General features: G+C 68.9%; 5 protein-coding genes. 3 read left to right on the top strand and 2 right to left on the bottom strand.

Translation table 11 applies throughout. The features are described 5' to 3' along the window. On the bottom strand, nt 1–360 hold a 360-nt coding region (locus tag WYM_RS18695; RefSeq protein WP_019182370.1), incomplete at its 3' end, for a DUF1206 domain-containing protein. Between the two features lie 48 nt (nt 361–408). Next, the gene (locus WYM_RS20840; RefSeq protein ID WP_051008185.1) at nt 409–1,911 is read right to left on the bottom strand and encodes an alanine/glycine:cation symporter family protein; all 1,503 of its coding nucleotides are present in this window, start codon (nt 1,909–1,911) and stop codon (nt 409–411) included. 71 nt (nt 1,912–1,982) lie between these two features. Here WYM_RS20840 and WYM_RS18685 point away from each other — a divergent pair, with 71 nt between their 5' ends. The 3 genes from WYM_RS18685 (at nt 1,983) to WYM_RS21605 (ending at nt 5,259) form a co-directional block, all read left to right on the top strand. After that, nucleotides 1,983–3,839 carry a lipase family protein gene (locus tag WYM_RS18685; protein WP_157525371.1) on the top strand — a complete coding sequence of 619 codons (1,857 nt, stop codon included), beginning with the start codon at nt 1,983–1,985 and terminating at the stop codon, nt 3,837–3,839. A 110-nt stretch (nt 3,840–3,949) separates the two neighbouring features. Further along, complete coding sequence (gene nusA, locus WYM_RS18680) at nt 3,950–4,936, top strand: transcription termination factor NusA (protein ID WP_019182367.1); 987 nt, start codon at nt 3,950–3,952, stop codon at nt 4,934–4,936. Nucleotides 4,937–5,004: 68 nt separating this feature from the next. Next, on the top strand, nt 5,005–5,259 hold the full coding sequence (locus WYM_RS21605; protein ID WP_083866286.1) for a YlxR family protein: 255 nt from the start codon (nt 5,005–5,007) through the stop codon (nt 5,257–5,259). Nucleotides 5,260–5,423: the final 164 nt, after the last annotated feature.

Here is a 5,423-nt window from a genome sequence, read left to right as displayed (position 1 = left end):
GATCGCGGCGAGGATCAGGAAGACTGCGGCCTTGCCCCATTCCGTGACGCGTGCCCCCCACTTGACTTTCCGGCTGTCGCGGCGCACGAGGACGCCCTCCAGGATCTCCCAGACGCCGACCGCCCCGAGCGCGAGGGCGGCGATCCACAGCACAACGAACCCGAAGGGCGCACCCGCGATGGCGCGGAACGCGCCAGGCTGATCGGTCTCGCCGTCTCCTCCGAACGCGACCACGACGGTGAAGACGCCGATCAGGATGTGGACGAGTCCATCGGCGACGTAGCCGCCGCGGGCGAGGGCCTCGAAGACCGGATTGGCCTCGGCGCGCCGCGCCGCCGACCTCACCTCCGCCCTCGCCATGCCGACAGCCTAGAGATCCGACCGGCGGCCGGGCGGAGGACTTGCCTCTCAGCTTTCGGTGTGCAGGTGATCGCGGTGCTTCGCGCTCTGGCGTCGCTTGGTCGTCAGGTCGATCGGGCCGGTGACAGAGAGCTCGTTCTCCCACACGGCGATCCCCGTCACGCCCGGGAGCCGATCGCGGGTGAAGACGGGATCACGGCCCTCCCTGCGCTGACGGGTGTAGTCCTTCAGCAGACGGAAGGCGATGCCCGACAGCAGCGCGATGGCGATCAGATTGGTCAGCGCCATGAGCCCCATGACGCCGTCGGCGAAGCTCCACACCAGGTCGGCGCCGACCACCGATCCAGCGAGGACCGCGAGCACAACGAGCGTCCGATAGCCGGTCAGCACGCCGCGATTCGGCGTGATGAACTCGATGTTCGACTCGCCGTAGTAGTAGTTGCCGAGAATCGACGAGAACGCCAGCAGGAAGATGATCACGCTGAGCGCGATGCTGGACCACGACCCGAGTGTGCTCACCAGCGCGTCCTGCGTCAGCCCGATCCCTCGTGTGGCAGAACTGAGATCCGGCACCGAGACGAGGATGATGAAGGCGGTGATCGAGCAGACCAGGAAGGTGTCGAAGTAGACGCCCAGGGTCTGCACGAGGCCCTGCTTGACCGGGTGCGTCACGGCCGCGCTGGCGCCGGCGTTCGGAGCGGACCCCAGACCGGCCTCGTTCGAGAACATGCCGCGCCGAACGCCTGTCAGAACGATGTACCCGAAGGCCGCGCCGACGACCTCGTTGAAGCCCCACGCCTGCGTGAAGATCTCCGCGAAGACGACGGGCAGACGATCGATGTGGAGCCCCACCACGACCAGTCCGAGCAGGAGGTACGCCAGTGCCATCAGCGGAACGAGGGTCTGCGTCACGGACGCGATCCGCCGCACGCCTCCGAAGACCACCAGCGCGGTGAGGAGGGCGACGGCGATGCCGATGACCCAGGGCAGCCAGGCGAGCGTCTCGCCGCCGATGGTCGCCGACACGGTCGCCGTGATCGTGTTGGCCTGCAGCGAGCTGAAGGCGAAGGGGAAGCAGACGATGAGGATCACCGCGAACAGGATCCCCATCCACCGTGCTTTCAGTCCGCGCTCCATGTAGTACGCCGGGCCACCGCGGAAGCCGTCGCTGTCCCGGATCTTGAACAGCTGCGCGAGCGAGGACTCGATGAAGCTCGACGCGCCGCCGACGAACGCCATCAGCCACATCCAGAAGACCGCGCCCGGGCCGCCGAGGGCGATCGCGGTGCCGACGCCGGCGATGTTGCCCACCCCGACCCGAGACGCCGCCGAGATCGTGAACGCCTGGAACGCCGACACCGACTGCGGGCGCCCGTCTTCGCCACGGGGCGTCTTATCGGTCAACGTCCGGAACATCTCTGGAATCAGCCGGAACTGGACCACTCCCGACCGCACCGTGAAGTAGATGCCCAGAAGCACCACGACCGGCAGAACGATCCAGGTCCAGAGGTTGTCTCCCCAGGTCACGAGCCATTCGTTCACTGCGTCCATCGGCCCAGTATGTCGGGGTCGGAATCGCGACGCGACCGTTCCGGCGAGCGGCGGGAATTATCATGGGCCGGATGATCCGCGAGGCGCACCGCCCGACCGCGAGGTCGTGGACGATCGTGCCCCGGCTGGTGCGCGGCGCCCCGCCGGCGGTGCTGGCGGTGGCCGGCGCGCTGTCACTGCTGGCCGGGCTGCTCATCGTCACGCGTCCGCTGACCTCGCTCTTCCTCCTGACCGTCTACGTCGGGCTCACCGCGATCTTCACCGGTGCGGCGCGCCTGCTCTCGGGGCCCGGATCCGCCCTGTGGTCGCGGGTGGTCTTCGGTGCGGTGTGGATCGCGCTGGGCCTCGCGATCCTCGTCGGTCTCGGCCGAACGCTGGAACTGCTCCCGCCGCTCATCGCGGTGCTGCTCCTGCTGGGCGGCCTGGCGTCGATCTACGACGCGCTGGCGAGGGGGCGGGTCAGTCAGCGCGTGCTCGCCGCCGCGTGGGCGGTCGCGCAGATCGTCTTCGGCATCCTGGCGTTCGCGTGGCCGGACGTGACGGTTCTCGTGGTCGCCATCGTGTTCGGCGTGCGCACGATCGTCTTCGGTGCGACGCTCCTGGTGCGGGCGGTGCGCGCCTTCGTCGCGGGTTCCCGCACGGTTCCCGCTGGTGATGAGGGGAAGGATGCCGCCGCCGCCGAATCCGCCGGCCGTCGCGCACGCGCCGGGTGGCTGGCTGCGGGCCGGTACGCACTGGCTGCGCTCGTTCTCGCGCTGGCCGGGGGAGGGTGGTGGGCCAACTCCTGGCTTGCCGACGGCGCCCCCGTCGTCGACGCGTTCTACGACCCGCCGGCGCTGGTGCCGTACGAGCATGGGCGCCTCATCCGGGTCGGAGACTTCGCCGGACAGCATCCGAACGGCGCCGACGTCCACCGCATGCTCTACACGACCCGCGATGCGGTCGGCCAGCCGGCCGTGGCCAGCGCCCTGGTCATCGTGCCCGACGAGACGCCGCCGGGGGCGCGGCCGGTCATCGCCTGGAATCACGGGACGACCGGTGTGGCGCGCGGATGCGCTCCGAGCCTGCGTGACGCTGCGGCAACAAAGTGGTCGATCCCCGCGCTCGACGAGGCGATCGCACGCGGGTGGATCGTCGTCGCGTCCGACTACTCGGGGCAGGGGGCTCCCGGCGTCTTCCCCTACCTCATCGGTCGCGGTGAAGCGCGCTCGTCGCTCGATGCGGTGCTCGCCGCACGCGAGCTCGACGGCGTCCCGCTGTCGTCGCGCACCGTCGCCTGGGGGCATTCGCAAGGTGGCCACGCGGCGCTGTGGATGTCGCAGATCGCGCCGGACTACGCGCCCGAGATCGACATGCGGGGCACGGCGGTGCTCGCACCCGCCGCCGATCCCCTCGCGCTGGCGGACGAGCTCACCGAGGGCGACGCCGGAGCGCTGCTCTCGATCCTCATCTCGTGGGTCCTGGTGCCGTATGCCGACACGTACGACGACGTCGACCTCACCCGGTACATCGCTCCGGGCGCCGAGGCCATCGTGCGGGAGATGACCCAGCGCTGCCCTTCCGAGCCGGGCGTGATCGTCTCGGTCGCGGCGGCGCTCGGGGTGGCGGAGGACCGTCCCCTCTACGTCGGCGACCTCACCGCCGGTGCACTGGGGGACCGGCTGGCCGACAACGTGCCCGCCGGTCCGTGGAACCACCCGCTCCTGGTGGCGTGGGGCGACGAGGACGAGGTGATCCCGCCGCATCTGCAGCAGGAGTTCGTCGACCGGCTGTGTGCGCAGGGCGAGCGGGTGCGCTGGCTCTCGTACCGCGGCTACGACCATCTCGCGACGCTCCTGCCGCGATCCGACTTCCTTCCGGTCCTCACCAGCTGGACGGACGCCCGCCTCAGCCGCACCGAAACACACGTCGACGACTGCGGTCGTTAGGCCACGGGGGAGCCCTGGGCCTCACAGAATCGGTGGAGGCGGCATCCGGTAACGTTGTAGGGTTCCGGTGCGCGTCGACGTGCCGGTGAGAGCTGAATACGGAGGCCACTGTGGACATCGATCTCGGACTGCTTCGGACTGTCGAGCGCGAGAAGGAGATCCCGTTCGAGGAGCTCGTTCGCATCATCGAGCAGGCGATTCTGACCGCCTACGCCAAGCACACGTCGCCCACGGGCGAGCTGCCCGAAGGCGCCCGCTCGGAGCTGGATCGCAAGACGGGTCATGTGGCCGTGTTCATCCCGGTGCTCGACGACGAAGGTGCGGTCATCGGCGAAGAGGAGAGCACGCCCGAGGACTTCGGCCGCATCGCCGCGTTCGCGGCGAAGCAGGTCATCAGCCAGCGTCTGCGCGACATCGCCGACGACGCCGTGCTGGGCGAGTTCCGCGGCAAGGAGGGCGACATCGTCGCCGGGGTCGTGCAGCAGGGACCCAACCCCCGCATGGTGCACGTGGATCTCGGCTCGATCGAGGCCATCCTCCCGCCCGAGGAGCAGGTGCCCGGCGAGGACTACGCGCACGGCTCGCGCCTGCGGGTGTACGTCACCAGCGTCGCAAAGGGGACGAAGGGGCCGGCCATCACCGTCTCCCGCACCCATCCCGGACTCGTGCGCAAGCTGTTCGCGCTCGAGGTGCCCGAGATCCCCGCGGGTCTCGTGGAGATCGTGTCGCTCGCACGCGAGGCGGGTCACCGCACGAAGATCGCGGTGAAGGCGAACGACCCGTCGATCAACGCCAAGGGCGCCTGCATCGGCGAACTCGGCCGTCGCGTGCGCGCCGTCACCGAGGAGCTGGGCGGCGAGAAGATCGACATCGTCGACTACGACCCCGAGCTGGCGAAGTTCGTCGCGAACGCGCTGTCGCCCGCGAAGGTGACCTCGAGCTTCATCCTCGACGTCTCGAGCAAGGCGGTGCGGGCACTCGTGCCCGACTACCAGCTCTCGCTGGCCATCGGCAAGGAGGGCCAGAACGCTCGCCTGGCCGCCAAGCTCACCGGCGCCAAGATCGACATCCAGCCCGACAGCATCCTCGAATCCTGAGACTCGCTCCGAACGGAACCCCGAGGTGTGAGGGAGAGGGGTCCGGGGTGTGAGCCCCGAGGTGTAACATGGAATCTGTACGAACGTGCGTCGGATGCCGCACGCGTGCTCCCCGGTCCGCCCTCTTGAGGGTGGTCGCCGTCGATTCGGCTGTCGTTCCTGACACCCGTGCGTCGATGCCCGGACGAGGCGCGTGGGTGCACGAGACGAGTGAGTGCGTGGAGTCCGCCATCCGGCGCCGCGCCTTCGTTCGGGCATTGCGTGCGTCGGGTCCGCTCGACACGCAGACCATCGAGAAATACCTACAGCGAACAAAAGGCTGAACGGCTATGGAAACAAAGTGAACGGCTCGAAATGAGACCCGTCCGCGACTAATGGTCTGCCCTGTCTGGGTGGACCTCAGACAGGAGAATTGTGGCTGCCAAACCACGCGTGCACGAGATCGCTTCCGAACTCGGCGTCGACAGCAAGGTCGCGCTCGAGAAGC

Source organism: Microbacterium yannicii PS01 (genome assembly GCF_000304335.1).
Taxonomy (GTDB): Bacteria; Actinomycetota; Actinomycetes; order Actinomycetales; family Microbacteriaceae; genus Microbacterium; species Microbacterium yannicii_A.
This window is presented reverse-complemented; position numbering and strand designations above follow the sequence as displayed.